At 72.0% G+C, this 26626-nt stretch carries 23 protein-coding genes; 9 read left to right on the plus strand and 14 right to left on the minus strand.

Going from position 1 to position 26626, the window contains the following annotated elements; all coding sequences use genetic code 11:
- Positions 1 to 302 precede the first annotated feature (302 nt).
- Positions 303 to 1349, minus strand: a complete 1047-nt coding sequence (locus ACIHAR_RS24330) for a LacI family DNA-binding transcriptional regulator (RefSeq protein WP_365468050.1) — start codon at positions 1347 to 1349, stop codon at positions 303 to 305.
- A 329-nt stretch (positions 1350 to 1678) separates the two neighbouring features.
- Here ACIHAR_RS24330 and ACIHAR_RS24335 point away from each other — a divergent pair, with 329 nt between their 5' ends.
- The 3 genes from ACIHAR_RS24335 to ACIHAR_RS24345 are packed head-to-tail and all read left to right on the plus strand — an operon-like array spanning position 1679 to position 4811.
- The gene (locus tag ACIHAR_RS24335) at positions 1679 to 2830 is read left to right on the plus strand and encodes a Gfo/Idh/MocA family protein (RefSeq protein ID WP_400021770.1); all 1152 of its coding nucleotides are present in this window, start codon (positions 1679 to 1681) and stop codon (positions 2828 to 2830) included.
- Complete coding sequence (locus ACIHAR_RS24340) at positions 2827 to 3978, plus strand: dihydrodipicolinate synthase family protein (protein WP_365468044.1); 1152 nt, start codon at positions 2827 to 2829, stop codon at positions 3976 to 3978. Before ACIHAR_RS24335 ends, ACIHAR_RS24340 begins: the two co-directional genes overlap by 4 nt.
- A 35-nt stretch (positions 3979 to 4013) precedes the next feature.
- Entirely contained in the window at positions 4014 to 4811 is a 798-nt protein-coding gene (locus ACIHAR_RS24345; protein ID WP_400021974.1) for a sugar phosphate isomerase/epimerase family protein, read from the plus strand.
- A 65-nt stretch (positions 4812 to 4876) separates the two neighbouring features.
- On the opposite strand, the gene ACIHAR_RS24350 is transcribed toward ACIHAR_RS24345, so the two are convergent.
- Positions 4877 to 5137 (minus strand): hypothetical protein, encoded by a 261-nt coding sequence (locus tag ACIHAR_RS24350; protein ID WP_365468041.1) that lies wholly within the window; start codon positions 5135 to 5137, stop codon positions 4877 to 4879.
- Complete coding sequence (locus ACIHAR_RS24355) at positions 5134 to 5448, minus strand: hypothetical protein (RefSeq protein ID WP_365468038.1); 315 nt, start codon at positions 5446 to 5448, stop codon at positions 5134 to 5136. The genes ACIHAR_RS24350 and ACIHAR_RS24355 overlap by 4 nt, the downstream gene beginning before the upstream one ends.
- Before the next feature lie 156 nt (positions 5449 to 5604).
- On the opposite strand from ACIHAR_RS24355, the gene ACIHAR_RS24360 reads away from it, so the two are divergent.
- Complete coding sequence (locus ACIHAR_RS24360) at positions 5605 to 5886, plus strand: GntR family transcriptional regulator (protein ID WP_400021774.1); 282 nt, start codon at positions 5605 to 5607, stop codon at positions 5884 to 5886.
- Between the two features lie 185 nt (positions 5887 to 6071).
- On the opposite strand, the gene rbsD is transcribed toward ACIHAR_RS24360, so the two are convergent.
- The 5 genes from rbsD to ACIHAR_RS24385 all read right to left on the minus strand — a co-directional run bounded on the left by rbsD (position 6072) and on the right by ACIHAR_RS24385 (position 11984).
- Positions 6072 to 6461, minus strand: coding sequence for a D-ribose pyranase (gene rbsD, locus ACIHAR_RS24365; RefSeq protein WP_400021776.1), 390 nt, complete (start codon positions 6459 to 6461; stop codon positions 6072 to 6074).
- The gene (locus ACIHAR_RS24370) at positions 6458 to 7360 is read right to left on the minus strand and encodes a ribokinase (RefSeq protein WP_400021778.1); all 903 of its coding nucleotides are present in this window, start codon (positions 7358 to 7360) and stop codon (positions 6458 to 6460) included. Before ACIHAR_RS24370 ends, rbsD begins: the two co-directional genes overlap by 4 nt.
- Positions 7361 to 7463: 103 nt before the next feature.
- A complete protein-coding gene (locus ACIHAR_RS24375; RefSeq protein ID WP_400021780.1) occupies positions 7464 to 9410 on the minus strand; it encodes a substrate-binding domain-containing protein in 1947 nt (648 codons plus the stop codon).
- Entirely contained in the window at positions 9400 to 10971 is a 1572-nt protein-coding gene (locus ACIHAR_RS24380) for a sugar ABC transporter ATP-binding protein (RefSeq protein ID WP_400021782.1), read from the minus strand. Before ACIHAR_RS24380 ends, ACIHAR_RS24375 begins: the two co-directional genes overlap by 11 nt.
- A complete protein-coding gene (locus ACIHAR_RS24385) occupies positions 10968 to 11984 on the minus strand; it encodes a LacI family DNA-binding transcriptional regulator (RefSeq protein WP_400021784.1) in 1017 nt (338 codons plus the stop codon). Before ACIHAR_RS24385 ends, ACIHAR_RS24380 begins: the two co-directional genes overlap by 4 nt.
- Positions 11985 to 12273: 289 nt before the next feature.
- Between ACIHAR_RS24385 and ACIHAR_RS24390 the strand changes: the two genes are divergently transcribed.
- The 3 genes from ACIHAR_RS24390 (at position 12274) to ACIHAR_RS24400 (ending at position 16430) form a co-directional block, all read left to right on the plus strand.
- Positions 12274 to 12597 (plus strand): hypothetical protein, encoded by a 324-nt coding sequence (locus tag ACIHAR_RS24390; protein ID WP_365468018.1) that lies wholly within the window; start codon positions 12274 to 12276, stop codon positions 12595 to 12597.
- A 61-nt stretch (positions 12598 to 12658) separates the two neighbouring features.
- Complete coding sequence (locus ACIHAR_RS24395) at positions 12659 to 14899, plus strand: ATP-dependent RecD-like DNA helicase (RefSeq protein ID WP_365468015.1); 2241 nt, start codon at positions 12659 to 12661, stop codon at positions 14897 to 14899.
- Positions 14900 to 15140: 241 nt separating this feature from the next.
- On the plus strand, positions 15141 to 16430 hold the full coding sequence (locus ACIHAR_RS24400) for a citrate synthase (protein WP_365468012.1): 1290 nt from the start codon (positions 15141 to 15143) through the stop codon (positions 16428 to 16430).
- A 658-nt stretch (positions 16431 to 17088) separates the two neighbouring features.
- Here the strand turns inward: ACIHAR_RS24400 and ACIHAR_RS24405 are convergent.
- From ACIHAR_RS24405 to ACIHAR_RS24415, 3 genes are all read right to left on the minus strand, one after another.
- The gene (locus ACIHAR_RS24405; RefSeq protein WP_400021788.1) at positions 17089 to 19335 is read right to left on the minus strand and encodes a heavy metal translocating P-type ATPase; all 2247 of its coding nucleotides are present in this window, start codon (positions 19333 to 19335) and stop codon (positions 17089 to 17091) included.
- Positions 19336 to 19425: 90 nt separating this feature from the next.
- Positions 19426 to 19665, minus strand: coding sequence for a heavy-metal-associated domain-containing protein (locus ACIHAR_RS24410; RefSeq protein WP_400021790.1), 240 nt, complete (start codon positions 19663 to 19665; stop codon positions 19426 to 19428).
- 87 nt (positions 19666 to 19752) lie between these two features.
- Positions 19753 to 20421, minus strand: coding sequence for a TetR family transcriptional regulator (locus ACIHAR_RS24415; protein WP_400021792.1), 669 nt, complete (start codon positions 20419 to 20421; stop codon positions 19753 to 19755).
- Positions 20422 to 20590: 169 nt separating this feature from the next.
- On the opposite strand from ACIHAR_RS24415, the gene ACIHAR_RS24420 reads away from it, so the two are divergent.
- Positions 20591 to 22894 carry an MMPL family transporter gene (locus tag ACIHAR_RS24420; RefSeq protein WP_365468001.1) on the plus strand — a complete coding sequence of 768 codons (2304 nt, stop codon included), beginning with the start codon at positions 20591 to 20593 and terminating at the stop codon, positions 22892 to 22894.
- A gap of 50 nt (positions 22895 to 22944) precedes the next feature.
- Entirely contained in the window at positions 22945 to 23988 is a 1044-nt protein-coding gene (locus tag ACIHAR_RS24425) for a zinc-dependent alcohol dehydrogenase family protein (RefSeq protein ID WP_365467998.1), read from the plus strand.
- Here the strand turns inward: ACIHAR_RS24425 and ACIHAR_RS24430 are convergent.
- The 3 genes from ACIHAR_RS24430 to ACIHAR_RS24440 form a co-directional block, all read right to left on the minus strand.
- Entirely contained in the window at positions 23969 to 24532 is a 564-nt protein-coding gene (locus tag ACIHAR_RS24430) for a GNAT family N-acetyltransferase (protein WP_400021795.1), read from the minus strand. The two genes, ACIHAR_RS24425 and ACIHAR_RS24430, sit on opposite strands and share 20 nt — an antisense overlap.
- Positions 24533 to 24606: 74 nt before the next feature.
- The gene (locus tag ACIHAR_RS24435; RefSeq protein WP_400021797.1) at positions 24607 to 24807 is read right to left on the minus strand and encodes a helix-turn-helix transcriptional regulator; all 201 of its coding nucleotides are present in this window, start codon (positions 24805 to 24807) and stop codon (positions 24607 to 24609) included.
- 766 nt (positions 24808 to 25573) lie between these two features.
- Positions 25574 to 26500 (minus strand): sugar phosphate isomerase/epimerase, encoded by a 927-nt coding sequence (locus tag ACIHAR_RS24440; protein WP_365467989.1) that lies wholly within the window; start codon positions 26498 to 26500, stop codon positions 25574 to 25576.
- Positions 26501 to 26626: the final 126 nt, after the last annotated feature.

Consider the following 26626-nt stretch of genomic DNA (forward strand, 5'->3'; position numbering starts at 1 on the left):
CCCCCCCCCCCCCCCCCCCCCCCCCCCCCCCCCCCCCCCCCCCCCCCCCCCCCCCCCCCCCCCCCCCCCCCCCCCCCCCCCCCCCCGACCCACCCCCCGACCCTCGGGCGTGCCGCAGGCAACCCCTCGCCCGCAGAAACCCCCACCCCCAGCCGCGCCGCAGGCAACCCCTCGCCCGCAGAACCCCCACCCCCGGCCGCGCGGCAGGCAACCCCTCACCCGCAGAACCCCCACCCCCGGCCGCGCCGCAGGCAACCCCTCACCCGCAGAACCCCCACCCCCGGCCGCGCCGCAGGCACCCCTCACCCCCGAGGCCCCCCGGAAGACCCCCGCACCATCAACTCCCCCCGAACCGTGGCGATCCCCCCGGGCGGCGGCTCCTCCCGCCCCATGGCGATCCGCCCCGCCCGAGCCCCCGCCTCCGCCAACGGCAACCGCACCGTCGTCAGAGCCGGCACCGCGTCGATGCTGAAGGGCAGGTCGTCGAACCCGGCCACCGACACGTCCTCCGGGATGCGCAACCCCGACTCCCGCAGCGCCGCGCACGCCCCCAGGGCCACCGAGTCGTTCGCGGCGACCACGGCCGTCAGCGACGGATCCCGGCGCAACAGCTCCAGCGTCGCCTCGTACCCGGCCCGCCGGTCGTAGCGGCCGTGGACCGTCCAGCGCGGGTCCTCCTCGATGCCGGCGGCCGCCAGGGCCTCCCGGTGGCCCTCCAGACGGTGCCGGGTGGTCGTCCGCTCCTCGGGCCCGGCGATGTACCCGAGCCGCCGGTGCCCCAGCCCGATGAGGTGCTCGGTGAGCTCCCGCCCCCCGCCCCGGTTGTCGAAGGTCAGCGCGATCGCCCCGGTGCCCGGCGCGGGCGGCCGCCCGCACAGCACCACCCGCGTCCCCGCCTCCTCCAGCTTCCGCAGCTTCGCCGCCACCGCCGCCGCGTGCGGCTCGTCCTCCACGGCCCCGCCGGTCAGCACCACGGCCGCCGCCCGCTGCCGCTGCAACAGGGTCAGGTACGTCAGCTCACGCTCCGGCGAGCCCCCGGTGTTGCACACCACCGCCAGCCGCTCGCCGCCGGCTCTGCCGCCCGGCCCCCCGATCTCCGACTGGATCGCGCTCGCCATGATCCCGAAGAAGGGGTCGGCGATGTCGTTGACCAGGATGCCCACCAGGTCCGAGGTGGCGGCCGCCAGCGCGCTCGCGGGGCCGTTCAGCACGTAGTCCAGCTCGTCGACGGCCCGCAGCACCCGCTCCCGGGTCGACGCGGCCACGGGATAGTTGCCGTTCAGTACGCGCGACACCGTCGCGGGGGAGACCTGCGCGCGGGCCGCCACGTCCGCCAGGGTCACCGTCATTTCCTCGTCCTCCGGTCGCGCATCTCGTCGTACGTCCTCGTACGTCCACGTAGACAGGCCGGCCGCGGTCACGGTTCCGAGCGGCGCACGGGCATCTGTCGAGCAGACCTTCATGTCGAGCCGACCTTAAGGCCACAGCGCCCGGTTGTTCGCCCCCTCGAACAACTCGGGTTGGACACGGTCTTGTCCGGACCGCTGGTCAGAGGCTAGCTTCTCAGGGGATAGAAAGCGCTTGCTGTCACGCTGATCAGGAAGAGGCGTACGCGGCGCGCACACCCGCGTACGAGACGCGCACGAACGCTGCGTACGACGCCTACGAAGGGACCGACGTGACACGCAAGACAGTGCGTATCGCCATGAACGGCGTGACCGGGCGCATGGGCTACCGCCAGCACCTAGTGCGCTCCATCCTGGCCATCCGCGAACAGGGCGGCCTCGACCTCGGCGACGGCACGGTGCTGTGGCCGGAGCCGATCCTGGTCGGCCGACGCGAGCACGCGCTGAGGGCGCTCGCCGAGCGGCACGGCCTCGACCACATCTCGACGGACGTGGACGCGGTCCTCGCCGACCCGACCGTCGACATCTACTTCGACGCCCAGGTGACCTCCGCCCGCGAGGAGGCGATCAAGAAGGCGATCGCCGCCGGCAAGCACATCTACACGGAGAAGCCGACCGCCACCGGCCTGGAGGGCGCCCTGGAGCTCGCCCGGCTGGCGAACGAGGCCGGCGTCAAGCACGGCGTCGTCCAGGACAAGCTCTTCCTCCCCGGCCTGCTCAAGCTGAAGCGCCTCATCGACGGCGGCTTCTTCGGCCGGATCCTGTCCGTGCGCGGCGAGTTCGGCTACTGGGTCTTCGAGGGCGACTGGCAGGCCGCCCAGCGCCCGTCCTGGAACTACCGCGCCGAGGACGGCGGCGGCATCGTCGTCGACATGTTCCCGCACTGGGAGTACGTGCTGCACGAGCTCTTCGGCCGCGTGAAGTCCGTCCAGGCCATCGCCACCACCCACGTCCCGCAGCGCTGGGACGAGAACGGCAAGCCCTACGACGCCACCGCCGACGACGCCGCCTACGGCATCTTCGAGCTGGAGGGCGGCGCCATCGCCCAGATCAACTCCTCCTGGGCCGTCCGCGTCAACCGCGACGAGCTCGTCGAGTTCCAGGTCGACGGCACCGAGGGCTCGGCCGTCGCCGGCCTGCGCAACTGCCGCGTCCAGCACCGCAGCGCCACCCCCAAGCCGGTCTGGAACCCGGACATCCCCGCCACCGAGGTCTTCCGCGACCAGTGGCAGGAGGTCCCGGACAACCAGGACTTCGACAACGGCTTCAAGGCCCAGTGGGAGCTGTTCCTCAGGCACGTGTACGCCGAAGCCCCCTACCACTGGGACCTGCTGGCCGGCGCCCGTGGCGTCCAGCTCGCCGAACTGGGCCTGAGGTCCTCGGCGGAGGGCCGCCGCCTCGACGTCCCGGAGATCTCGCTGTGACCATCCGTCTCCCCGGCCCCGGCGGGGCCCTGCGGACGTACGAACCCCGCACGGAGCCCCTCGCCCTCACCCCTGGCGCCCCCTTCACCTCCCGTACGGTGTTCTCGGCCGCGCACGTCGTCGCCGACCCCTACGCCGACGTCACCCCCGACTCGCCCGCCGCCGTCGACTGGGACGCCACCCTCGCCTTCCGCCGCCACCTGTGGTCGCACGGCCTCGGGGTCGCCGAGGCGATGGACACCGCCCAGCGCGGCATGGGCCTGGACTGGGCGGGCGCGGCGGAGCTGATCCGCCGCAGCGCCGCCGAGGCGAAGGCGGTCGGCGGCCGGATCGCGTGCGGCGTCGGCACCGACCAGATCGCCTCCGGCACGCTGGAGGAGGTCCGCGCCGCCTACGAGGAGCAGCTCGCCGTCGTCGAGGAGTCCGGCGCCCAGGCCATCCTGATGGCCTCCCGCGCGCTGGCCGCGACGGCGAAAGGCCCCGAGGACTACCTCGAGGTCTACGGCCACCTGCTCCGCCAGGCCTCCGAGCCCGTGGTCCTGCACTGGCTGGGCCCGATGTTCGACCCGGCGCTGGAGGGCTACTGGGGGTCGAGCGACCTCGACACGGCCACGGACACCTTCCTCGAGGTCATCGCCGCCCACCCCGACAAGGTCGACGGCATCAAGGTCTCGCTCCTGGACGCCCGGCGCGAGATCGACCTGCGTCGCCGCCTGCCCGACGGGGTCCGCTGCTACACCGGCGACGACTTCAACTACCCGGAGCTGATCGCGGGCGACGAGAAGGGCTTCAGCCACGCCCTGCTCGGCGTCTTCGACCCGCTGGGCCCCCTGGCGGCCGAGGCCGTCCGCGTCCTGGACACGGGGAACACGGCCGGTTTCCGCGCCCTCCTCGACCCCACCGTCGAGCTGTCCCGCCACCTGTTCCAGGCCCCCACCCGCTTCTACAAGACGGGTGTGGTCTTCCTGGCCTGGCTGGCCGGCCACCAGTCGCACTTCACGATGGTCGGCGGCCTGCAGTCGGCCCGCTCCCTCCCGCACTTCGCCCGCGCCTACGAACTCGCCGACGGCCTGGGCCTGTTCCCCGACCCGAAGTCGGCCGAGGAGCGGATGAAGAACCTGCTCGCCCTGTACGGAGTCCCCCAGTGAGCAACCCCGACCTGACCCGCTTCTCCATCAACCAGATGACGGTGAAGCAGTTGTCCCTGCCCGAACTGGTCGACGCCTGCCGCGAGCTCGGCGTCGGCAACGTCGGCCTGTGGCGGGAGCCGGTGCAGGCGTACGGCGTGGAGAAGACCGCGAAGCTGGTCCGCGACGCGGGCCTGACGGTGACGACGCTGTGCCGCGGCGGCTTCCTCACGGCGATCGATCCGGACGCACGCGCGGCGGCCCTGGCCGACAACCGCCGCGCCGTCGACGAGGCGGCCACCCTCGGCACCGAGGTCCTGGTCCTGGTCTCCGGCGGCCTCCCGGCGGGCTCCAAAGACCTGCACGGCGCCCGCGAACGCATCGCGGACGCCCTGGCGGAACTCGGCCCCTACGCCGAGGAACACGGCGTGAAGCTGGCCATCGAGCCCCTCCACCCCATGTACGCCTCCGACCGTTGCGTGGTCTCCACCCTCACCCAGGCCCTGGACCTCGCCGAACGCTTCCCGGCCCACCAGGTGGGCGTCACGGTGGACACGTACCACATCTGGTGGGACGACCGGGCCCCCGCCCAGATCGCCCGGGCGGGCGCGGGCGGCCGCATCCACACCTTCCAACTCGCCGACTGGACCACGCCCCTCCCCGAGGGAGTCCTCAACGGCCGCGGCCAGATCGGCGACGGCGCGATCGACATGCGCGAGTGGAAGGGGTACGTGGAGGCGGCCGGCTACACGGGCGCGATCGAGGTGGAGCTGTTCAACGACGGCCTGTGGGCCCGGGACGGCCGCGAGGTCCTGGCGGAGACGGCGGAGAGGTTCGTCCAGCACGCTCTCTGACCCTCGAACCATGGGAACGCGCAGACGGCCGCCGGATGCCGGGGAGCATCCGGCGGCCCTCTACGTCACCGCTCCCTGTCCGCCGCCATGATGCCGACGCACTCCTCGAGCGCCGCGTGCAGTGACGGTACGAAGGCGGCGAGTTCGGCGTCCGACGACTTGCCCGCCTCCAGTACCGCGCCGACGACCGTCACCAGGACGGCGGCGGCCTTCAGGGCGTGAGCGTCGGCCAGTTCCTCCAGGGCACCGCCCGGGCGAGCCTCCACGAACGCTTCCTTGCCGGTGGCCGGGTCGACGCCCACGCTGCGGAAACGCCTCGCGCTCATGCGGCGGCCTCCGACGGGGCGTAGTCCTGGCCCAGGGTCGCGAGAACCGCCGCGCGGCGCCGCTCCCGCTGGAGGCGCCGGCGGTCGAGTTCGTCCCGCTCCCGTTCCCATACGGCGAGGTACGGCCGGACCAGGGGCAGGCCGTCGGCCGGGACGATGTCCGGGGGGTACGGCATCGTGCGGCGCGTCGGGGCGGGCCGGTCCACGGGGGCGGGTGGGAAGAAGGCGAGCACCGAGGGCGCGTGGATCGCGCGGTGCGCTCCGCGCGGAGGCAGGAAAAGGCTCAGGATCGCGGCCAGTAGGCTGCGCACAGGTCGACTCCCGTTCAGTCGGCTGAGCCCCGGCGTGGAAGCTTGCACCTTCCCGCCGGGGCGCTTCTTTGGGCGTCATGGTATCGCCTTGTATCGACTCGACGCGATACGTATCCCAAAGAGCGTGTATCACTGCACTTGCTTAGCGTCGAGCACATGAATCCTGATGCTGAGATCGATCATGGAGCGCCTCTGACCCCGTACCGGCAACTGGCCGAGATCCTGCGTGCGCAGATTCGGCGCGGGGACTGGCAGCCCGGGCGGATGCTGCCGAGTGAGGCCCAACTCGTGCAGCGCTACGGGATCGCGCGAACGACCGTCCGGCGAGGGCTCGGCCTGCTGGCCGACGAAGGCTGGGTGTACACGGTCCCGCAGCGGGGGTGGTTCGTCTCCGACCCCCTCCCGCCCACCCCCGAGACCCAGGGGTCTCCCGCCTAGGCGAAGATCCGGCAGGAAAATCACCCGGAGGCGGTGCAACTGTCCCCGCCCTCCCCGTGTCCTACAAGGCGTCAGGACTCTTGGAGGGGGATCCGGGGGGATCGCGGGGTTCTGATCGTTGAGGGGGCAGGCCGAGGGGCCCGGTCGTCGGACCGGGCCCCTCGAAGTTTCCCCGGGTCAGCGGGTCAGAAGAACACCCCGCACCGCAGCAGCACGTTCGCGTACGGCCGCGCCTCGCCCGTCCGCACCACCAGCCGCGCGCCCGCCGACAGCTCCTTGAGCTTCTCGTGCGAGACGTACGTCAGCTCCGCGAAGCGGGCCTGCAGCAGCCCGGCCGCCGCCGGATTGGCCGCCCGCACCTCCTCCGCCGCCGTGGCGCCCTCGACGACCAGTTCGGCCAGCAGCCCGTCCACGACCTCCGCGAACGACGGCACCCCCGCCCGGAAGGCCAGGTCGACCACCCGGGGCCCGTCCGGTATCGGCATACCGGCGTCGCACACCAGCACCCCGTCCCCGTGCCCCAGCTCGGCCAGCGCGCCGGCGAGATGACGGTTCAGGATTCCCGCCTTCTTCACAGGGCCTCGACCTCCTCCGCCGTCGGGAACGACTCCTGCGCACCCCGCCGGGTGACCGCGACCGCCCCGACCCGCGCCGCGTACGCCGCGGCGTCCGCGAGGGACGCGCCCGTGCCCAGCTTCCAGGCCAGCGCCGCCGTGAACGAGTCACCCGCGCCCGTCGTGTCCACGGCGTCCACCGTCACCGACGCCACCCGCGCGACGCCCTCGGAGGACGCCACCAGCGCACCCTGCGCGCCCAGCGTCACGACCACCGAGCGCGGCCCCTGCGCCAGCAGGGCTCGGGCCCAGTCCTCGGGCGCGTCGCCCACGCCCGCGTCCCCGAGGATCACCCTCGCCTCGTGCTCGTTGACGATCAGCGGGTCGCAGGCCGCGAGCACCTCGGCGGGCAGCGGGCGGGGAGGAGAGGGGTTGAGGACGAAGCGGCCGCCGGGCGCCAGGCTCCGTACGACCTCCACGACCGTCTCCAGCGGGATCTCGAGCTGTGCCGACACCACCCGCGCGGCGCGGCAGAGGCCCGCGGCGGCCCGCACGTCCTGCGGGGTCAGCCGGCCGTTCGCGCCCGGTGAGACGACGATGCTGTTGTCGCCCGACGGGTCCACCGTGATCAGCGCGACCCCGGTCGGAGCCCCGCCCACCAGCACGCCCACCGTGTCGACCCCGGCCGCGCGCTGCGAGTCGAGCAGCAGCCGGCCGTGCGCGTCGTCGCCGACCCGGGCCAGCAGGGCCGTCCGGGCGCCCAGGCGGGCCGCCGCGACCGCCTGGTTCGCGCCCTTGCCGCCCGGGTGGACGGCCAGGTCGGAACCGAGGACCGTCTCGCCGGCCCCGGGCCGTCGTTCGACGCCGATCACCAGGTCGGCGTTGGCCGACCCTACGACCAGAAGGTCGTAGTCGTACATGAAGAAACTCCCCTGGTATGTGACGTGGGGCGGACGGCCGCCGGGATCCCCGGATCCCGCAGGACCCCCGTGTCCCGGGCGGCCGCCCGCCCGCTCGCCGATGTCAGCCGCTGAAGCCGGCCACGTTCTCCTCGGTGACCACCTTCACCGGCACCTTCACCGTCTGCTCGACCTTCTCGCCCCGCAGCGCCTTCAGCGCGTTGTCCACGGCGATCTTGCCGAGCTGCGACGGCTGCTGGGCGACGGACGCGTACAGCGTGCCGCCCTTGACCGCGTTCAGGCCGTCGGGGGTGCCGTCGAAGCCGACGACGTGGACGGACTTGCCGGCCTTGGAGCCCAGCGCCTTGATCGCGCCGAGCGCCATCTCGTCGTTGGCGGCGATGACGCCCTGGACGTCCGGGTGGGCCTGGAGGAGGTTCGACATCACGTCGAGGCCCTTGGTGCGGTCGAAGTCGGCGGGCTGCTGGGCCAGGACCCGGATGCCGGGGTAGGCCTTCAACCCCTTGGCGAAGCCCTCGGCGCGCTCCCGGGCGGCGGAGGTGCCCGCCTGGCCCTGCAGGATCACGATCTTGCCGGTGCCGCCGAGCTTCTCGGCGACGGTCTTGGCGGCCAGCTCGCCGCCGGCGACGTTGTCGGAGGCCACGAGCGCGTCGGTGGTCGCCTTGTTGACACCGCGGTCGACCGCGATGACCGGGATCTTCGCCTTGTCTGCGGCGCGCACGGCCGGGCCGGCCGCGTCGGAGTCCACCGGGTTGACGATGATCGAGTCGTAGCCGGAACTGGTGAAGTTCTGCAGCTGGTTGGCCTGCTGGGAGGCGTCGTTCTGCGCGTCGGTGACGGTCAGGTCCACGCCCAGCTTCTTCGCCTCGGCCCGCGCACCGGACTGGATCTGCACGAAGAACGGGTTGTTGAGGGTGGACAGGGCCAGGCCGACCTTCGGGTTCGCGGTCGAGGAGGAACCGCCGTGCAGGAGGGACGTCGCGCCGACGACCGCCACGGTGACCACGGCCGCGAGCCCGTAGGTCACCGCCTGCTTCCGCTTGCCGTCGCCCGTGCCGGCCGCCACCGGGGTCGCCCCGGCCTTGCGGCGCGCGGTGTCCGCCAGCACGGCCAGCGCGATGACGACACCGATGACGACCTGCTGCCAGAAGGCGGACACGGACAGCAGGTTGAGGCCGTTGCGCAGCACCGCGAGGATCAGCGCGCCGATCAGCGTGCCGGAGGCCTTACCCGTACCACCCGCGAGGGACGCGCCACCGATGACGACCGCGGCGATCGCGTCCAGCTCGTAACCGTCGGCGGCCTGCGGCTGCGCGGACGACAGCCGGGAGGCGAGCACGACGCCCGCGACGGCCGCGAACACGCCGGACAGGGCGTAGATGGCGAGCTTCTGCCGGTTCACCCGCAGACCGGACAGGCGCGCGGCCTCCTCGTTGCCGCCGATGGCGTACATCGAGCGGCCGATGTACGTCCGGCCGAGCACGAACGCCGCGAGCAGACCCATGACGATGAGGACGAGCACGGGCACGGGCAGCCAGCCGCCCAGCGTGTCGCCCAGGTGCGAGACCGAGTCGGGGAAGGCGATGGGGGAGCCCTCGGAGATCACCAGCGACAGACCGCGTCCCACCGACAGCATCGCGAGCGTCGCGATGAACGGCGGCACTTTGCCGTAGGCGATGAGGAAGCCGTTCACCAGGCCGCACGCGATGCCGGTGACGACGGCCAGCAGGACCGCTATCACGACGGGCACGCCCTGCTGGGTGGCGCTCCAGGCCAGCACGGTGGCCGACAGGGCCGCCACCGAGCCGACCGACAGGTCGATGCCCGCCGAGACGATCACGAAGGTCATGCCGAAGGCGAGGATGGCGGTCACGGCCGCCTGGACACCCACGTTGAGCAGGTTGTCGGTGGTCAGGAAGTCGCCCGACAGCGCCGACATGGCGATGACGAGGACGATGAGCGCGGTGAGCGCCCCGTTGTCGAGCAGCAGGCGGCGCACCGCCGCGGCGCCACCGGCGCCCGTCGAGCTCTTGAGCGTGTCAGCGGCCACGGCCGGCCTCCAGGTCGTCAGAGGAAGAAGCGGTAGGGGCGGGGGTCGTAGGGGAAGGGGTCTCGGGGACCGCGGGCGTGCTCACGGCGAGGGCCATCACCGCGTCCTGCGTGGCCTCGTGCGCGGGCAGCTCACCGGCGATCCGGCCCTGGGCCATCACCAGCACCCGGTCGCTCATGCCGAGCACCTCGGGCAGGTCGCTGGAGATCATCAGGACGGCGGCGCCGGCGGCCGTCAGCTCGTTGATCAGCTGGTAGATCTCGACCTTGGCGCCGACGTCGATACCGCGCGTCGGCTCGTCGAGGATCAGCACCTTGGTGTTCGCGAGCAGCCACTTGCCGATGACGACCTTCTGCTGGTTGCCGCCGGAGAGCGTGCGCACGTGCTGGCCGAGGCCCGCCATCCGCACCCCGAGCTGCCGCGCGATCCGGCCGGCGGCCTCGTGCTGTCCCTTGAGGTCGACGAGTCCGGCCCGGGTGGCCGAGCGCATGGTCACCAGCCCGAGGTTCTCCTCGACGGAGGCGTCCAGCACCAGGCCCTGGCCCTTGCGGTCCTCCGGTACCAGCCCGATCCCGGCCGCCATGGCCGCGTTCACGTCGTACCGGGGCAGCCGCGCGCCCCCGACCGTCACCGCTCCGTGGTCGTAGGGGTCCGCCCCGAAGACCGCCCGTACGACCTCGGTACGGCCGGCACCGACCAGCCCGGCGATGCCGACGACCTCGCCCGCGTGCACCTGGAAGCTGACGTCGTGGAAGACGCCGTCGCGGGTGAGCCCCTCGACGGACAGCAGGGCGGCGCCCCGGTCGGCACGCTCACGCGGGTACTGCTGCTCGATCGACCGGCCGACCATGAGCCGAACCAGCTCGTCCTCGGGCGTGGAGGCGGGCACCTGGCCGACGCTCTTCCCGTCGCGGATGACGGTGACGCGGTCACCGAGGGCGGCGATCTCCTCCAGGTGGTGCGTGATGAAGACGATCCCGACGCCGTCCTCGCGCAGCCTGCGCACGATCGCGAAGAGCTTGTCGACCTCCTCGGAGGTGAGCACGGCGGTCGGCTCGTCCATGATCAGCACGCGGGCGTTCAGGCTGAGCGCCTTCGCGATCTCGACCATCTGCAGGCGCGCGATGCCGAGTTCCCGCACGCGCGCGCGGGGCGAGACGTGCACGCCGACCCGCTCCAGCAGGACGGCGGCCTCGGCCTCCATCCGCTTGCGGTCGATCATTCCGAAACGGCGCGGCTGCCGCCCCAGGAAGATGTTCTCGGCGACCGTGAGGTCGGGTACGAGGTTGAACTCCTGGTAGATGGTGGCGATCCCGAGGCGCTCGGAGTCCTGCGCCCCGTGGATGCGCACCTCCTCGCCACCGGCCAGGATCCGGCCGGCATCGGGGCGGTAGGCGCCGGACAGCATCTTGATGAGGGTGCTCTTGCCCGCGCCGTTCTCGCCGAGCAGTACGTGCACCTCGCCCCGGCGCAGGTCGAAGTCGACGCCGTCGAGCGCGACCACCCCGGGGAAGGTCTTCCGTATGCCCTCGATGCGCAGCAACTCGTCCGCGTTGCTCACGACTGGCTCCTGTTCCTTGCAGGGTTCTCGCCGCACGAGCGGCGTACGACGAGACGGGCGGGGAGGGTGACGGACTCGGGGGGCCGCCCCTCGATGCGGTCGACGAGCGCGCGCACGGCGGCGCGCCCCAGCTCGCCCGTCGGCTGGGCGATCGCCGTGATCGGCGGATCGGTGTGCACGAACCACGGGATGTCGTCGAACGCGGCGAGCGCGATGTCGTCGGGAACGCGCAGCCCGCGCGCGCGTACGGCGTCCAGCGCGCCCAGGGCCATCAGGTTGTCCGCGGCGAAGAGGACCTCGGGAGGGTCGGGCAGGTCGAGGAAGCCCTCGGTGACCCGCCGCCCGCTCTCGGCCTGGAAGTCGCCCTGCCCTATGTAGGCGTCGGGCAGGGGCAGTCCGTGTTCGGCCATGGCTGCCCGGAAGGCCTCGACGCGCTCGCTGCCGGTGGTGGTGGCGGCCGGCCCCGCGATGATGGCGAGCTTCCGGTGTCCCAGCCCGTGCAGGTGCGCGACCAGGTCCCGTACGGCCGCCCGTCCGTCCGCCCGGACCACCGGCACGTCCACGCCCGGGATCCACCGGTCGACGAACACCATCGGCGTCCCCGCGCGGGCGGCGTCCAGCATCAGCGGGGAGCCGCCGTCGGTGGGGGAGACGAGGAGGCCGTCGATGCGGCGGTCCAGCAGGTTCCGTACGTGGTGGTCCTGGAGGTCGGGCCGCTCGTCGGCGTTGCCGATGATGACGCTGTAGCCGAGCGCGCGGGCCTCCTCCTCGACGGAGCGGGCCAGTTCCGTGAAGTACGGGTTGAGCACGTCGCTGATGACCAGGCCGAGGGTGTGCGTCTGGTCGGTGCGCAGGGACCGGGCGACGGCGTTCGGGCGGTAGCCCAGCGTCTCGACGGCGGCCAGCACGCGCGTGCGCGCGTCGGCGCTGACCGACGGGCGGTCGTTCAGGACGCGCGAGACCGTGGCGACGGAGACCCCCGCCGCGGCGGCGACGTCCTTGATGCTCGCCATCGCAGGTCCACCTCCTTTCGGAACGCGCAGTGCATGGAATCGATTACATCGACCTGTACGGGAGATTGGAATCGATTACACGGGTGTTAATCAAGCCTCTCCGGTGGCCGAAACCGAACCGTGATGAACCGCGCTCGGGTAAGCGGGGGCAGGTGGACGTCGTGTGGAGATCGTCTTCCGGGACGAGCGGAGCGCGGAATTCGGCGAAGCCCGCCGCGGGTGGACATCTAGGCTGCCCCTGACCGCAGCGGGTGACATGCCCGCGCCAATCAACAGGGGAGACACAGACATGCGCGCATCGCGGATACTCGGGGCGACCGTGGGGGCCGCCGCCCTGGTCGGGACCTCGTTCGTCGTCGCCGCTCCGGCGGCCGCGGCCGGATGTACGGCGAAGGCCCTGGAGACCGTGATCATCCGGTCCACCACCAGCACCGGCGGCACGGCCCTCGCCCAGCTCAACAAGGGCGAGAGCGCGCCGGCGTCCTGCACGATGTACTACGGCACGTCCTCGTACGAGAAGTGCGGCATCATCAGCAAGCGCTGGGTGAAGGTCACGAGGAGCGGCGTCACCGGCTACGTGGTCGGCACCTGCGTGACGATCACGCAGAACTGACCCGGGCTCCCGGCACCGGCGGGCAGCCTGCGTTGTCGGTGCCGGGCGGTACGGTCGGACCATGACCGATCAGGCGGGGGAGCGGCGACTGGCCACGCTCGAAGGCGTGCTCGAGCGCATCACGTACGCCAACGAGGAGAACGGCTACACGGTCGCCCGCGTCGACACCGGCCGCGGCGGCGGCGACCTCCTGACGGTCGTCGGCGCGCTGCTCGGCGCGCAGGTCGGGGAGTCCCTGCGCATGGAGGGCCGCTGGGGCTCGCACCCCCAGTACGGCAAGCAGTTCACGGTGGAGAACTACACGACGGTCCTGCCGGCCACCGTCCAGGGCATCCGCCGCTACCTCGGCTCCGGCCTGGTCAAGGGCATCGGCCCGGTCTTCGCCGACCGCATCACCCAGCACTTCGGCCTGGACACCTTGAAGATCATCGAGGAGGAGCCCAAGCGGCTCATCGAGGTTCCGGGTCTCGGCCCCAAGCGCACCAAGAAGATCGCCGAGGCCTGGGAGGAGCAGAAGGCGATCAAGGAGGTCATGCTCTTCCTCCAGACCGTCGAGGTCTCCACGTCGATCGCGGTCCGCATCTACAAGAAGTACGGCGACGCCTCGATCTCGGTCGTGAAGAACCAGCCCTACCGGCTGGCCGCCGACGTCTGGGGCATCGGCTTCCTCACCGCCGACAAGATCGCCCAGTCCGTCGGCATCCCGCACGACAGCCCGGAGCGCGTCAAGGCGGGCCTGCAGTACGCCCTGTCGCAGTCCACCGACCAGGGCCACTGCTACCTCCCCGAGGAGCGGCTGATCGCCGACGCGGTCAAGCTCCTCCAGGTCGACACCGGGCTGGTCATCGACTGCCTCGCCGAACTCGCGGCGCCCCCGGAGGAGGGCGAGGACCCCGGCGTCGTACGGGAGAAGGTGCCGGGCCCGGACGGCGGGGAAGCGGTCACGGCCGTCTACCTGGTCCCCTTCCACCGCGCCGAACTCTCCCTGGCCTCCCAGCTGGTGCGCCTCCTGCGCACGGGCGAGGACCGCATGCCGGGCTTCCGCGAGGTGGCCTGGGACAAGGCACTGGCCTGGCTGAAGGACCGTACCGGGGCGGATCTCGCGCCCGAGCAGGAGGCCGCCGTCAAGCTGGCGTTGACCGAGAAGGTCGCCGTGCTCACCGGCGGCCCCGGTTGCGGCAAGTCCTTCACGGTCCGCTCGATCGTGGAGCTGGCCCGCGCCAAGAAGGCCAAGGTCGTACTCGCCGCCCCCACGGGCCGCGCCGCCAAGCGCCTGGCCGAGCTGACCGGCGCCGAGGCCTCCACCGTCCACCGCCTGCTGGAGCTCAAGCCCGGCGGAGACGCGGCCTACGACCGCGACCGCCCGCTCGACGCCGACCTGGTCGTCGTCGACGAGGCGTCCATGCTGGACCTGCTGCTGGCCAACAAGCTCGTCAAGGCCGTACCCCCCGGCGCCCACCTGCTCTTCGTGGGAGACGTGGACCAGTTGCCGAGTGTCGGCGCGGGAGAGGTCCTGCGCGACCTGCTCGCCGACGGCAGCCCCGTCCCGGCGGTCCGCCTCACGCGCGTGTTCCGCCAGGCCCAGCAGTCCGGCGTGGTGACGAACGCCCACCGGATCAACGCCGGTCAGCACCCCGTCACCGACGGGATGAAGGACTTCTTCCTCTTCGTCGAGGACGACACCGAGGAGGCCGGCCGGCTCACCGTGGACGTGGCGGCCCGGCGCATCCCGGCGAAGTTCGGCCTCGACCCGCGCCGGGACGTCCAGGTCCTCGCCCCGATGCACCGCGGCCCGGCCGGCGCCGGCACCCTCAACGGACTCCTCCAGCAGGCCGTCACCCCGGGCCGTCCCGACCTGCCCGAGAAGCGATTCGGTGGCCGCGTCTTCCGCGTCGGCGACAAGGTCACCCAGATCCGCAACAATTACGAGAAGGGGGAGAACGGTGTCTTCAACGGCACCGTGGGCGTGGTCACCTCGCTCGATCCGGTCGACCAGCGGCTCACGGTCCTGACCGACGAGGACGAGGAGGTGCCGTACGACTTCGACGAACTGGACGAACTGGCCCACGCGTACGCGGTGACGATCCACCGTTCACAGGGAAGTGAATATCCCGCGGTGGTGATCCCCGTCACCACGGGGGCGTGGATGATGCTCCAGCGCAACCTCCTGTACACGGCGGTGACCCGCGCGAAGAAGCTCGTCGTTCTCGTCGGCTCGCGCAAGGCGATCGGACAGGCGGTGCGCACCGTGTCGGCCGGCCGGCGCTGCACGGCCCTCGACTTCCGGCTCTCCGGCTCCTGACCTGCCCTTCGGCTCCCCGGCGCCGAGGCGTCACAAGAAATGATCGATCAAATGAGTCGTGAAGGTCACAGAGCTCTTCCGGAAGCGGGACGAAGGCGGCAGGATGAGCAAGTTGGCGGCACTGAGTGCCGTCGATAAGCCCAATGGTCGACCCCGAGTGCACTCACCTGCGCCAAATGGGGGATGGTAGAGACAGTCAGGGCAACCTCGAAGAAGAGGCACAACGTCGGTGAGGGATGACGTGAGCGACAACTCTGTAGTACTGCGGTACGGCGACGGCGAGTACACCTACCCGGTGATCGACAGCACCGTCGGTGACAAGGGCTTCGACATCGGGAAGCTCCGCGCCCAGACCGGTCTCGTGACCCTGGACAGCGGATACGGCAACACCGCCGCCTATAAATCCGCCATCACCTACCTGGACGGCGAAGCGGGCATCCTGCGGTACCGCGGCTACCCGATCGAGCAGCTGGCCGAGCGCTCCACCTTCCTGGAGGTCGCCTACCTGCTGATCAACGGCGAGCTGCCGACCGTCGACGAGCTGGCCTCCTTCAAGAACGACATCACGCAGCACACCCTGCTGCACGAGGACGTCAAGAACTTCTACAAGGGCTTCCCGCGCGACGCCCACCCGATGGCCATGCTGTCGTCGGTGGTCTCCGCGCTGTCGACCTTCTACCAGGACAGCCACAACCCGTTCGACGAGCGCCAGCGCAACCTCTCCACGATCCGGCTGCTCGCCAAGCTCCCGACGATCGCCGCGTACGCGTACAAGAAGTCGATCGGCCACCCGTTCGTCTACCCGCGCAACGACCTCGGCTACGTCGAGAACTTCCTGCGCATGACCTTCTCGGTCCCCGCCCAGGAGTACGAGCTCGACCCGACCGTGGTCGCCGCCCTGGACAAGCTGCTCATCCTGCACGCCGACCACGAGCAGAACTGTTCGACCTCCACGGTCCGCCTGGTGGGCTCCTCGCAGGCGAACATGTTCGCCTCCATCTCCGCCGGCATCAACGCCCTCTGGGGTCCGCTGCACGGCGGCGCCAACCAGTCGGTGCTGGAGATGCTGGAGGGCATCCGCGACTCCGGTGGTGACGTCGACTCCTTCATCCGCAAGGTGAAGAACAAGGAGGACGGCGTCCGTCTGATGGGCTTCGGCCACCGGGTCTACAAGAACTTCGACCCGCGCGCCAAGATCATCAAGGCGGCGGCCCACGATGTCCTCTCCGCCCTCGGCAAGTCCGACGAGCTGCTGGACATCGCCCTGAAGCTGGAGGAGCACGCGCTCTCCGACGACTACTTCGTCTCGCGCAGCCTCTACCCGAACGTCGACTTCTACACCGGCCTGATCTACCGGGCCATGGGCTTCCCGACCGAGATGTTCACGGTCCTGTTCGCTCTCGGCCGCCTGCCGGGCTGGATCGCCCAGTGGCACGAGATGATCAAGGAGCCGGGTTCCCGCATCGGTCGTCCGCGCCAGATCTACACGGGGGTCGTCGAGCGCGACTTCGTCCCGGTCGAGGAGCGCTGAGCGCGGCAGTACCCCGACAGCCGTGAGGGCTGCCCGCGAGGGCAGCCCTGTGGCACGTCGACGGCGCGGTCGAGGCATCGGACGCAGCAGAAGGCGCCCTGGTGCGCCGGTCCCCCCACGGGCCGACGACCAGGGCGCCTTCCCATGTCCCGGTGCGGATTCCCCCCACGGGATCCGGCCGGGCGCTTGTGAGGACACAGCGCCTGAATCGCTGATGCCATATGCGGTTGTCGATCCGGCAGGAGTTGAGCAGGACGAGCCGGACTCGCCGTACTCCCGCCGTGTGCGATCTGCCGGGACAACGCACGCCGGGAGGGCCGCTCAAAGCTTCCCGGTGTACGTGCCCCGGCAACGCATCTCTGAGGAGGTCCCCCAAGACATCCCCAGACGCCAGTTCGCGCCCCCCAAGACGCTTGCTGACATCGCCAACTTAGACCGTCGAACCCCTTCGATGGTTACGTTCACATCACTGTGATCTGTGTCTCTTGCATATGTCCCGTTAGATACGCAAGGGCCCGGATACAGCGATCGAGGCCCATGCGTAAGGATGATGCGCGAGCCTTGTGAAGAGCTTATGTGAGCCGCGCGCCGGACTCCAGGGGGGTTGTTGTTTCGGATTCGCCTAACCGCCGGTAACTTTGTCCGGCTTCACTACGGGTCACCGGAACGTCCGCAACCGCAAACTGTTCGTCACCACGAAGACCGACGAGAAGGCCATCGCCGCCCCCGCGAGCATCGGGTTCAGCAGCCCGGCGGCGGCCAGTGGCAGCGCGGCCACGTTGTAGCCGAAGGCCCACACGAGGTTGCCCTTGATCGTCGCGAGGGTCCGCCGGGACAGCCGGATGGCGTCGGCGGCGGCCCGCAGGTCCCCCCGCACCAGCGTCAGGTCGCCCGCCTCGATCGCGGCGTCGGTCCCCGTCCCCATGGCCAGGCCCAGGTCGGCGGTGGCGAGCGCGGCCGCGTCGTTGACGCCGTCGCCGACCATCGCGACGACGCGCCCCTCGCCCTGGAGGCGCCTGACGACGCCGGCCTTCTCCTCGGGCAGGACCTCGGCGATCACCTCGTCGACGCCGACCCGGGCGGCCACCGCCTCGGCCACCGCCCGGTTGTCCCCCGTCAGCAGCACCGGCGTGAGGCCCAGCGCGCGCAGGTCCCGCACCGCCTCGGCGCTGGTCTCCTTGACCGCGTCGGCGACGGACAGCACTCCGCGCGCCGCCCCGTCCCACCCCACGACGACAGCCGTACGGCCGGCCCGCTCGGCCTCCTCCTTGGCGCGGGCCAGCTCCGCCGGGAGCGGCTCGTCGAAGAGGCGCCCGACGGCCACGTCCCGGCCCTCCACCCGCCCGCGCACGCCCCGCCCGGGCACGTTCTCGAAGTGTTCGAGCGGCGGCAGCTCCCCGGTCCGCTCCTCGGCGCCGGCGGCCACCGCGCGGGCGACCGGGTGCTCGGAGGCGTGCTCCACGGCGCCCGCGAGCCGCAGCAGCCGCTTCTCGTCGGTGCCCTCGGCGGCGTACACCTCCTGGAGGGTCATCCGGCCCGTGGTGACCGTGCCGGTCTTGTCCAGGACGACGGTGTCGACGCGGCGGGTGTTCTCCAGGACCTCCGGGCCCTTGATGAGGACGCCGAGCTGCGCGCCCCGGCCCGTCCCGACCAGCAGGGCGGTCGGCGTGGCCAGGCCCAGGGCGCACGGGCAGGCGATGATCAGGACCGCGACGGCCGCCGTGAAGGCGGCGACGGTGTCGCCGGTGAGGCCGAGCCAGGCGCCGAAGGTGGCGGACGCGATCAGCAGCACCACGGGGACGAAGACCGCGGCGACCCGGTCGGCCAGCCGCTGCACCTCGGCCTTGCCGTTCTGCGCGTCCTCCACCAGCTTCGCCATGCGGGCGAGCCGGGTGTCGGCGCCGATCCGGGTGGCCTCGACGACGAGCCGGCCGCCGGCGTTCACGGTCGCGCCGGTGACGGGGTCGCCCGGGCCGACGTCGACCGGCAGGGACTCGCCGGTCAGCAGGGAGACGTCCACCGCGGAGACGCCCTCGACGACGGTCCCATCGGTGGCGATCTTCTCTCCGGGCCGTACGGCGAACCGGTCCCCGACCGCCAGCCGGTCGAGCGGGATCCGCACCTCACGGCCGTCCCGGAGTACGGCGACCTCCTTCGCGCCGAGCTCCATCAGCGCCCGCAGCGCCGCCCCCGCGCGCCGCTTGGAGCGGGCCTCCAGGTAGCGGCCGAGCAGGATGAAGGCGGTGACGCCGGCGGCGACCTCCAGGTAGATCGTGGACGCGCCGTCCGTGCGGGAGACGGTGAGCTCGAAGGGGTGCCGCATGCCGGGCATGCCCGCGTCGCCGAAGAACAGCGCCCACAGCGACCAGCCGAACGCGGCCAGCGTGCCGACCGAGACGAGCGTGTCCATGGTCGAGGCGCCGTGCCGCAGGTTCGTCCAGGCCGACCGGTGGAAGGGCAGGCCGCCCCAGACGACGACGGGCGCGGCGAGGGTCAGCGACAGCCACTGCCAGTTGTCGAACTGCAGGGCCGGGACCATCGCGAGCAGCACGACGGGCGCCGCGAGCAGGGCGGAGACCAGCAGGCGGCGTTCGAGCGCGGAAAGCTCGGGGTCGGCGCCGGCCGGCGTCTCCTCCTCCGGGGCCGGGGGCACGGGTTCCTCGGCCGTGTAACCGGTCTTCACGACGGTCGCGATCAGGTCGGCGACCTCGGTCCCCGCGGGGAAGGTGATCCGCGCCTTCTCCGTCGCGTAGTTGACGGTCGCGGTGACGCCTTCCATGCGGTTGAGCTTCTTCTCCACCCGGGCCGCGCAGGACGCACAGGTCATCCCGCCGATGAGCAGCTCGACCTCAGAGGTCTCGGCGGTGCGGCCGCTTATGGGCGCTGTGGCGGTGGTACTGGACATGTCCGTACTCCAGGAGGTCCGGGGAGCAGAACGGGCCGCACCTGACCGGGGTCGACCGGTCGGTGCGGCCCGATGCCGGGGACGGGTGGCTCAGGCGCGGCCGACCAGTTCGAACCCGGCCTCGTCGACGGCGGCTCGCACGGCCTCCTCGTCGAGGGGGGTGACGGAGACGACGGTGACCTCGCCGGTGGTGGCGACGGCCTGTACGGAGCTGACGCCGGGCACGCCGGAGATCTCGCCGGAGACGGCGCCCTCGCAGTGGCCGCAGCTCATCCCGCTCACCTTGTAGACGGTGGTGACGGAACCGGCGGTGTCGGTCTGGGCGGTCATGTCGTTACTCCTCGTCGAGGCGGGTGGGGCGGGGGGTCCGAGAGGGGCCTCCACTCCCCGGCAGATTATACCCCTAGGGGGTACTTCTCAAAGAGCCGCGCCCGGGTCGGGGCGATCGCCCGCGAGGGGGTCCAGGTAGCGGATGAGGGCGTCCTTCAGTTCCCGCGCGTACGCGTCGCGCTCGGCGCCCTCGTGGGCGAGGATCAGCTCCAGGCCCGCCTTGTAGATCCCCAGGCACATGTGCGCGGTGCGGGTCAGGTCGGCGGGCGGTGTCCCGGGCAGGAGCGAGGAGAGCAGGCCCTCGATCCGGGTGAGCAGCGTGGCGTGCAGCGCGTCGTGCTCCTCGGCCATGCGGCCGGGGATGTCCGGGCCGTGCATCAGCGCGAAGAACACCGGGTGTTCGCAGTTGAAGATGATGAACCGGTCGACGGCGGCGCCGACCGCCTCCTCCAGCGGGGTCGCGGGGTCGACCGGTGCGAGCACCTCGCCGTAGGTCTCGCGCATCTCGTGCATGAGGCGGCTGCCCAGCTCGATCGCGATCGCTTCCTTGTTCGGGAAGAACTGGTAGAGGGTACCCGGCGAGACGCCGGCCTCCCGGGCGATGGCGTTGGTGCTGGCGGCCGTGTAGCCGGTGGTGCAGAACACGGACGCGGCGGCTTCGAGGAGCTGGGCGATGCGGCGCTCGCCGCGCGCCTGGCGGCGGCGCGGCTGCTCCTTCTCCGGACCCTTCTCCTGGTTCTCGACGGTCTCGGGCACGCGTTATCCCCAGCTCTCAGAACGCGATTGACAAACACGAGTCACCGCTCGCATTCTTGTGAAACGCGAGCGATCTGTCGTGTTTGTCAGTCTATGGCAATGGCAGACCCATGCTGCCTGTCCGGTCGGCACGGGTCACGGTGAATCATGGTGGAGGGGACACCGCACGATGACCGAAGTCAACAGCCCGCCGCGTGTCGGAGCCTGGACCCGCTTCGTCACCGCCCGCCCCCGGCTGACGCTGCTCGCCGCCCTGGTCCTCACCGTCCTCGCGGTGCTGGCCGGCAGCGGGGTCGCCGACCGCCTGGGCAGCGGTGGCTGGGAGGACCCGGACGCCCAGTCCACGTACGCGACCAAGGCCCTGGAACGCGAGTTCCCCGACTCCCAGCCCAACCTCCTGCTGCTCGTGGACGCCGGGCGGGCCTCCGTCGACGACCCGGCGGTCGCCGCCGAGGCCGCCCGGCTCGCCGAGCGCCTGGCCGGCGAGAAGGGTGTCGTCGGCATCGGGTCCTACTGGCAGACCAAGGCGCCCGCCCTGCGCGCGGAGGACGGCCACGAGGCGCTGATCGCCGCCCGCATCACGGGTGACGAGAAGACGGCGGGCGAGACACTCGACCGCATCGCCCCCTCCTACCGGGGCGCCCACGGCCCGGTGGAGGTCAAGCTCGGCGGCATGGTCGCCGTGCGGCACGAGATGCAGACGATCATCCAGGAGGACCTCACCCGCGCCGAGATCATCGCCCTGCCGATCACCCTCCTGCTGCTCGTCATGGTCTTCGGCAGCGCGGTCGCCGCTCTCCTGCCGCTCGGCATCGGCATCGTCGCGATCCTGGGCACCAACGCGGTCCTCAGCGGCCTCGCCGCCTTCACCGACGTCTCCATCTTCGCGATGAACCTCACCACGGCCCTGGGCCTGGGCCTCGCCATCGACTACGCCCTGTTCATCGTCCGCCGCTTCCGTGAGGAACTCGACGGCGGGGCCGAACCGTTGGCGGCCGTCGCCACCACCCTGCGCACGGCGGGCCGCACCGTGCTGTTCTCCGCACTCACCGTGGCGGTCTCCCTGGCGGCGATGCTCCTCTTCCCGCAGTACTTCCTGCGGTCCTTCGCCTACGCCGGGATCGCGGTGGTCCTGCTGGCCGCCGCGGCCGCGCTCGTCCTGCTCCCGGCCGCCCTGATCCTGCTCGGCCACCGGGTCGACTCGCTGGACCTGCGCCGCCTGTTCCGCAGGCGCAGGCGGCCGCAGGCGTCCGGTGCGCGGACCTCCGCACAGGCCGCCCCGGGCGGGAAGGCCTCCGGCGCGGCGGCCCCCGCCGGCGAGAAGGGCACGGCCTGGGCGCGCACGGCGACCCTGGTCATGCGCCGCGCCCCCTTCTTCGCCCTCGCGACGACGGCCGTGCTCGTCCTCCTCGGACTGCCCTTCCTGGGCGTGAGGTTCGGCACCGCGGACGACCGCCAACTTCCCTCCTCGGCCGAGTCCCGCGTCGTGCAGCAGCACATCAGGGACGGCTTCCCGGGCAGCCCCGGCGGCGGCCTGGAGGTCCTCGCCGAGGGGAAGGCGACCCCGGCGCAGTACGCGGCCTACAAGGAGCGGGTGGCCGCCCTGCCCGAGGTGGCCCGGGTCGACGGCCCGCTGGTGAAGGGCGACTCGGCGTACTTCACCGTGCTGCCCGAGGGCGAGGCCGTGGACGAGCCCGCCCAGAGCCTGGTCGGCGACCTGCGCGCCACCGAGGCGCCCTTCGACACCAAGGTGACCGGCGCGGCGGCCGTCCTGGTCGACTCCAAGCAGGCGATAGCCGAACGCCTCCCCTGGGCGGCCGCCTTCATCGCGATCGTCACCCTCTTCCTGGTCTTCCTGCTGACCGGAAGCGTGCTGATACCGCTCCAGGCGGTCCTGCTCAACGCGCTCAGTCTGACGGCGATGTTCGGCGCGGTCGTCTGGGTCTTCCAGGACGGACACCTCTCCGGCCTGCTCGGCTTCACCAGTCCCGGCTCCATCGAGACGACCCTGCCGGTCCTGATGTTCTGCGTGGCCTTCGGCCTCTCCATGGACTACGGCGTCTTCCTGCTCTCCCGCATCAAGGAGGAGTACGACCGTGGGGGCACCTTGCGCGGATCCGGGGCGGTGGGGGACGGCGACCACGAGCGGGCGGTCCGCGTGGGCCTGCAGCGCACGGGCGGTCTGATCACCGCGGCGGCCGTCATCCTGGCCGTGGTGATGGTGGCGATAGGCACCTCCCGCGTCACCAACACCAAGATGCTCGGTCTGGGCATCGCGCTGGCGGTCCTGATGGACGCCATGGTGGTGCGCAGCCTCCTCGTCCCCGCGATCATGCGGCTCACCGGCCGGGCCACCTGGTGGGCGCCGGCGCCCCTGCGCAGGTTCCACGCCCGCTTCGGCCTCAGCGAGGGAGAACCGGCCCCCGTGCCGGAGGCGGACCGGGAGCGGGACAAGGTGGGGGCACGGGGATAGCGTTCGCGTTGATCTCCAGACGGCCGGACGAGAGACGAGGGCGACGACGCATGCGGGCTGTGGTGTTCGAGCGGTACGGGGAGCCGGCCGAGGTGCGGGAGGTGGCGGACCCGCGGCCCGCGGAACACGGGGTGGTGGTGCGCGTCGACGCCACCGGCCTGTGCCGCAGCGACTGGCACGGCTGGATGGGCCACGACCCGGACATCGCCCTGCCGCACGTCCCCGGCCATGAACTCGCCGGAGTCGTCGAGGAGACGGGCGCCCAGGTCACCCGCTGGAAGCCCGGCGACCGGGTGACCGTGCCCTTCGTGTGCGGCTGCGGCAGCTGCCCGTCCTGCGCGGCCGGCGACCATCAGGTGTGCGAGCGCCAGACCCAGCCCGGCTTCACCCACTGGGGCTCCTTCGCCCAGTACGTCGCGCTGGATCACGCCGACGTGAACCTGGTCGCGATCCCCGACGGCCTCTCCTGCGCCACCGCCGCCTCCCTCGGCTGCCGGTTCGCCACGGCGTTCCGGGCGGTCGTGCAGCAGGGCCGGGTCGCGGCGGGGGAGTGGGTGGCCGTGCACGGCTGCGGCGGGGTGGGCCTGTCGGCGGTGATGATCGCCGCGGCCTCGGGCGCGCGGGTGGTCGCCGTGGACGTGTCGCCGCGCGCCCTCGAGCTGGCGCGGACGTTCGGCGCGACGGAGTGCGTGGACGCGCGCAACACGCCCGACACGGCGGCGGCCGTCCATGACCTGACCGGCGGCGGCGCCCACCTCTCCCTCGACGCCCTCGGTTCGCCCGCCACCTGCGCCGCCTCGGTGAACGGGCTGCGCCGCCGCGGCCGGCACGTCCAGGTCGGCCTGCTGCCCTCGGCGGACGGTACGACCCCCGTCCCCCTGGCCCGCGCCATCGCCCTGGAACTCGAACTCCTCGGCAGCCACGGCATGGCCGCCCACACCTACCCCGGCATGCTCGAGCTGGTCCGCGCGGGCGTGCTGCGCCCCGACCTGCTGGTGACGTCGACGATCACGCTGGACGCCGTACCGGACGCGCTGGCGGCGATGGGGACGGCACTGGGAGCGGGGGCGACGGTCATCGAGCCGTGGCGGTGAGGGCCGCCCACTCGCGGTCCAGGAGTGCCATCAGCACCTCGTCCACCCAGACCCCGTTGCGCAGCGCGGCCTCCCGCCGCACGCCCTCCACGACGAAGCCGACCTTCTCGTAGACGCGCCGGGCCCGGGCGTTGTCGCCGTACAGCTCCAGTTGGATCCGGTGCAGGCCCAGTTGCTCGAAGCCGTGGCCGACGATGAGCCGGGTCGCCTCCGTACCGAGGCCCCGGCCGCGGCCCCGAGGGCCGATCAGCGTGCGGAAGGTGCAACTGCGGGCGTGCGGGTCCCACTCGTGCAGGACCACCTCGCCGACAAGTTCACCGGTGGCGCGGTCGGTGACGGCGAGGTCGAGGCGGTCGGGCCGGGCGGAGCGGGTGCCGTACCAGGAACGCAGGCGCGGCAAGGTGAGGTCGCCGCTCGCGGGGAAGGTGAAGCGGATGACCTCCGGGTCGCCGATGATCTCCCCCATGGTCTCGGCGTCGGCTTCCGTGAAGGGGCGCAGCACTGTCTTCTCGCCGGTGAGGCGGGGTTTGACGGAGAAGTCCATGCGCAGCACTGTGCCCCACGCGGCGGTGGGGCACAGATGTTTTTCCGGGCTCGTGGCCGCCCGGCGACAGGTGGTCACTCCTGTCTGCGGCCCCGGTTGCCCGGCCGGGAGGCGACCCAGGCGCGGACGGTGTCCGGGCGCCAGTAGGGCTTGCCGCCCTCGACGTGGTCGGGCGGGGGGAGCAGCCCGTGTTTCCGGTAGGACCGTACGGTGTCCGGCTGCACGTTGATGTGTGCCGCGATCTCCTTGTAGGACCAGAGCCTCTGGTCGGTCACGATTCCACCTCCTGCGCGCACGGGCGGCGGCCGGGAGGCCGCCCGGGGGAGCCCGGCGGGCGCTGGCGATCACCAGTCCACTGCCCCGTCAACGACGCCGCGTGACCGCGTGGAAGCGGCTGTGGAGCGCGTGTGACGGGAAAGCCGCAGGCACGCGACCTGTGTGACGAAAGGGTGTTGTTCGTGACAGAAGTGGCGCGAAGGCGCGCACGGGTCCGTGGGCGAGGCGCGTTGACAACCGGACTCCGGATCGTCGGCGGTCGGCCGTGCGTGCGGGGTGGCCGGGGTTCGGACGGTCGGCGGCCGGCCGTGTGCGCGGGGTGGGCGGAGTCCGGGATGGTCGGGGGTCGGCCGTGCGGTCGTGGTCAACCCGGAGTACACCGAGACCAGCGAGACGGTGGGCCGCCCCGCCCCGGAGATGCGGACGGGCCCCTCGAACCCGAACAGCAGCGACGGCCCCGATCGGCGTCTCCAGCCGGCGCCGGGGACGGTCGAGGGCGAGCCGGATCCCCCGGTAACCGAGCACACCGGGCCGCAGCCGGGGGTGGGGCGCCGGTGTGGCGAACTCCCAGGACCCGCCGGGCCCTCGCCCGGCCCGGACGCGCACCCGGCCCGCAGCCATCCGCCCTCCGCACTCAGCCGAAGGGGACCCATGCTCCTACGCCGGGTGAGGCACGCCAAGGGGCCGCGGGGAACCGCGCGACCGGCGACGGACGCCCCCGCACCCGCCCTCGCACGGACCCCGGCGCGCGTCGGGAGGCGGCCCCTACGCCCCGCAGGAGCGCAGGAACGCCCGCGTCCGCCGGGCGATCGGCAGCGGAGCGTCCGGCTCGCACGGGTACATGTCCTGCTCCACGATCGCGAACAGGTCGACGTCCAGCTTCCGCGCGGCGTCCAGCACGGGCCCCAGCGCGGGCACCCCGGCCGGCGGCTCGCACATCACGCCCTGGGCGACCGCCGGCCCGAACGGGGTCCCGTTGGCCCGTACGTCCGCCAGGATCTCCGGATCCACCTGCTTGAGGTGCAGGTATCCGATGCGCTCCCCGTACGTCTCGATCAGCTTGACGCTGTCGCCGCCGCAGTACGCGTAGTGCCCGGTGTCCAGGCAGAGCGACACCAGGTCGGAGTCCGTGCCGTCCAGGAACCGGACGACGTTCTCCTCGCTGTCGATGTGGGTGTCGGCGTGCGGGTGGACGACGATCCGCAGCCCGTACCGCTCCCGTACCTCCCGCCCCAGCCGCTCGGTGAGCGAGGTGAGGTTGCGCCACTGCTCGGGCGTGAGGGTGTCCGGCTCCAGCACCTCTCCGGTCTTGTCGTCCCGCCAGAACGACGGGATGACGACGAGGTGCCGGGCGCCCATCGCCTGGGCCAGCGCCGCGTTGTCGGCCACGTGCGCCCAGGTCTTCTCCCAGACCGACTCACCGTGGTGGAGCCCGGTGAAGACCGTGCCCGCGGACACCTTCAGGCCGCGTTTCGCCGTCTCCTCGGTGAGGACGGCCGGGTCGGTCGGCAGATAGCCGTAGGGGCCGAGCTCGATCCACTCGTAGCCGGAGAGGGCGACCTCGTCGAGGAAGCGCTGCCAGGGCACCTGCCGCGGGTCGTCGGGGAACCAGACGCCCCAGCTGTCGGGGGCCGAGCCGATCCGGATGCGGGAGGAGCCGGATCCTGAGGACTGAGGTGACAACGACGTCATGGGCGTCAGCGTGCGGCCTCCCCGGAAGGGTGTCAAGAGCTGGTCCGAATGTCTGGACAAAACATTGACAGGGCCCGCCGAACCGGACTAGAAAGCCGTGGAGAGCCGATACGGCGGCGCCGCCGG

Source organism: Streptomyces sp. NPDC052016 (assembly GCF_044548445.1).
Taxonomy (GTDB): Bacteria; Actinomycetota; Actinomycetes; order Streptomycetales; family Streptomycetaceae; genus Streptomyces.